The sequence below is a fragment of the Microbacterium sp. Bi128 genome (assembly GCF_918698205.1).
The window spans coordinates 1-2,720 of sequence record NZ_CAKKMM010000660.1 but is presented as its reverse complement, the minus strand read 5'-3'; the positions used below and the strand labels follow the sequence as shown (position 1 = coordinate 2,720).

At 68.1% G+C, this 2,720-nt stretch carries 3 protein-coding genes; all 3 read left to right on the top strand.

Annotation, left to right across the window (positions count from 1 at the left end; translation table 11 throughout):
* Nucleotides 1-933, top strand: a 933-nt coding sequence (locus LQV45_RS24460) for a CpaF family protein (RefSeq protein ID WP_230009207.1), incomplete at its 5' end; no start/stop codon positions are given.
* Nucleotides 933-1,787 carry a type II secretion system F family protein gene (locus LQV45_RS24455; protein ID WP_230009206.1) on the top strand — a complete coding sequence of 285 codons (855 nt, stop codon included), beginning with the start codon at nt 933-935 and terminating at the stop codon, nt 1,785-1,787. The genes LQV45_RS24460 and LQV45_RS24455, both read left to right, overlap by 1 nt.
* On the top strand, nt 1,784-2,720 hold a 937-nt coding region (locus tag LQV45_RS24450; protein WP_230009205.1), incomplete at its 3' end, for a type II secretion system F family protein. The genes LQV45_RS24455 and LQV45_RS24450, both read left to right, overlap by 4 nt.

Genomic DNA, 2,720 nt, shown 5'->3' with positions numbered 1-2,720 from the left:
GGCGAATCGGAACTGACCTCCGTTTCGCTGACGGACCAGCAGGTCCGGGACCTTGTGGAACGGATGCTGAAGAGCTCGGGCCGGCGCCTGGACATGTCCTCGCCGTTCGTGGATGCGGCGCTCCCGGACGGCTCCAGGCTGCACGTCGTGATCCCGGACGTCACCCGGCGTCACTGGGCCATCAACATCCGCAAGTTCGTCGTCAAAGCCAGCCGGCTCGAGCACCTGGTGGAGCTGGGAACGCTCACCCCGCAGGCGGCCAGGTTCCTCGGCGCGGCCGTCGCCAGCGGCCTCAACATCCTGGTCTCGGGCGCCACGCAGGCGGGCAAAACCACCATGCTCAACTGCCTCGCCGCCAGCATCGGCACCCGCGAACGGGTCATCACTGTGGAGGAAATCTTTGAACTGCAGCTGCCGCTCCGCGACGTCGTCGGCCTTCAGTGCCGTCAGCCGAACCTGGAGGGGCAGGGGGAGATTCCGCTGCGCCGCCTGGTCAAGGAGGCCCTGCGCATGCGGCCGGACCGGCTGGTGGTCGGGGAAGTCCGGGAGGCCGAAAGCCTGGACATGCTCATCGCTTTGAATTCCGGGCTTCCCGGGATGTGCACCGTGCATGCGAACTCCGCCCATGATGCCGTGACAAAAATCTGCACGCTGCCGCTGCTCGCCGGCGACAACATCTCCAGCGCGTTCGTAGTGCCCACCGTCGCGTCCTGCATCGATCTGGTGGTCCATTGCAGCAGGCACGCCAGCGGGCGCCGGCAGGTCACCGAGATCCTGTCCCTGGGCCGCCGGGTGGAAAACGGGATCATCGAGTCATCCATGGTGTTCACGATGTCGGACGGGCAGCTTCTGCCCAAGGCCAACTCCATGCCCGCCGCGGAAAAGTTTGCCCGCTCCGGGTACGACGTCGCGGCGCTGCTGGAGCAGCGGTGATGGCGCCGCTGGTCGGGATGGTGGGCGGCGCCGGCCTCCTGCTGATCTGGTGGTCCGCATGGGAGACGCCTGAGAGCGTGCGGCGCAGGCCCCGGACCAGCCGGCTTGAGGACCTCCTGCGGTCGGCGGGCATCGAAAAGGTCAGCGCGGCAGGGCTGCTCGCCTCGTGCCTTGGACTCGGGGCCTTCACAACGCTCGCGTTCTTCGCAGTTACCGGGTCTTGGCCGATCTCGGCATGTTTTGGCCTGTTCGGCGGCTGGCTGCCGATGGCGATGGTCCGGTGGCGTGCCAGAAAGCGCACGGCTGTCCTCCGCCAGCTCTGGCCCGACGTCGTTGACCATTTGCGCTCAGCCATCAGGGCCGGCCTGTCGCTGCCGGAGGCCCTTATCCAGCTGGGCGACAAGGGCCCCGTGGAGCTTCGCCACGTGTTTGTGGACTTTGGCTCCGACTACCGGTCGGGAGGCCAATTCGATCCCTCACTCACCCGGCTCAAGGACCGTCTGGCCGATCCCGTGGCGGACCGGATCGTCGAGGCCCTCCGGCTCACCCGGGAGGTGGGCGGTTCGGACCTCGGGAGGCTGCTGGGAACCCTCGCGGAGTTCCTGCGGGCAAGTGCCAGGACCCGGAGTGAGCTGGAGGCAAGGCAATCCTGGACCGTCAACGCCGCACGCCTGGCCGTCGCTGCGCCCTGGATTGTCCTGGTGTTGCTGGCCAGCCGTCCTGAGGCTGTGATGGCGTACAACACCCCGCTCGGCGCTGCCGTCCTTTTGGGCGGCCTTGCCGTCTCCCTGCTGTCCTACGCCATCATGCTGCGTATCGGGGCGCTGCCGGAAGAACAGCGGGTCCTCCGGTGACCGGCCTGATGGCCGGCGCCACGGTGTGCGGGGCCATGCTCGGGGCGGGCCTGTGGCTGTTCCTCGTCCGGCTCCCCTTCATGCGCCCAACGACGTTCGTCGAACGTATCGAACCGCAGCTGAGAACCCACAGCCTCGAATCCCGGCTTTTGCGCACCGCCCCGCGGAACGTCACACCGTTTGGGCCGCTCGAACGGATCCTCCGCCCGGCGTTCCGGGACGGTGCCAGGTCCCTGGGCCGGATCAACCTTGGCGCGACGGCGTTAAACCGCAGGCTCGCCCGCGCCGGCAGCGCCAAAACAGCCGTGGACTTCCGGGCTGAGCAACTCCTCTGGGCGGCCGGCGGATTCGTCCTCGCCGTCGGCGTCGTGGCGCTCGCCGGTGCGATCGGCCGCTTCAGCCCGTTCGTCGCCGTCGTGGCCGTCGTGGGCAGCGCCGTCGGCGGGTTCCTGCTCCGGGACTACCTGTTGGGCGCGCACATCAAGAAACGGGAGACGCGGATGATGGCGGAGTTTCCGAGCATCGCCGAACTCATGGCCCTGGCCGTCAGCGCCGGCGAAAGTGCCACCGGTGCCCTGGACAGGGTCTGCCGCAGCGCGCGGGGGGAGCTCTCGCAGGAATTCGGCCGTGTCCTCGCCGAGACCCGGTCCGGCAAGCCCCTCGTGGAAGCCCTCCACGAGTTCTCGTCCAGGACGGATCAAGGGCCGCTGCTCCGTTTCGTGGACGGGATGATCGTGGCCGTCGAACGTGGAACACCCCTCGCCGACGTCCTCCGGGCGCAGGCACAGGATGTCCGGGACACAGCCAAGAGGGAGCTCATGGAGTCCGCCGGCAAGAAGGAAATCGGCATGATGGTGCCGCTTGTCTTTGGCGTCCTGCCGCTCACGGTCATCTTCGCCGTCTTCCCCGGCCTGGCCGCGATCAGCCTCGGAC

Coding starts and splice junctions, on each gene's coding strand:
- LQV45_RS24455 (WP_230009206.1), top strand. CDS start 933: ATGGCGCCGCTGGTCGGGATGGTGGGCGGCGCCGGCCTCCTGCTGATC.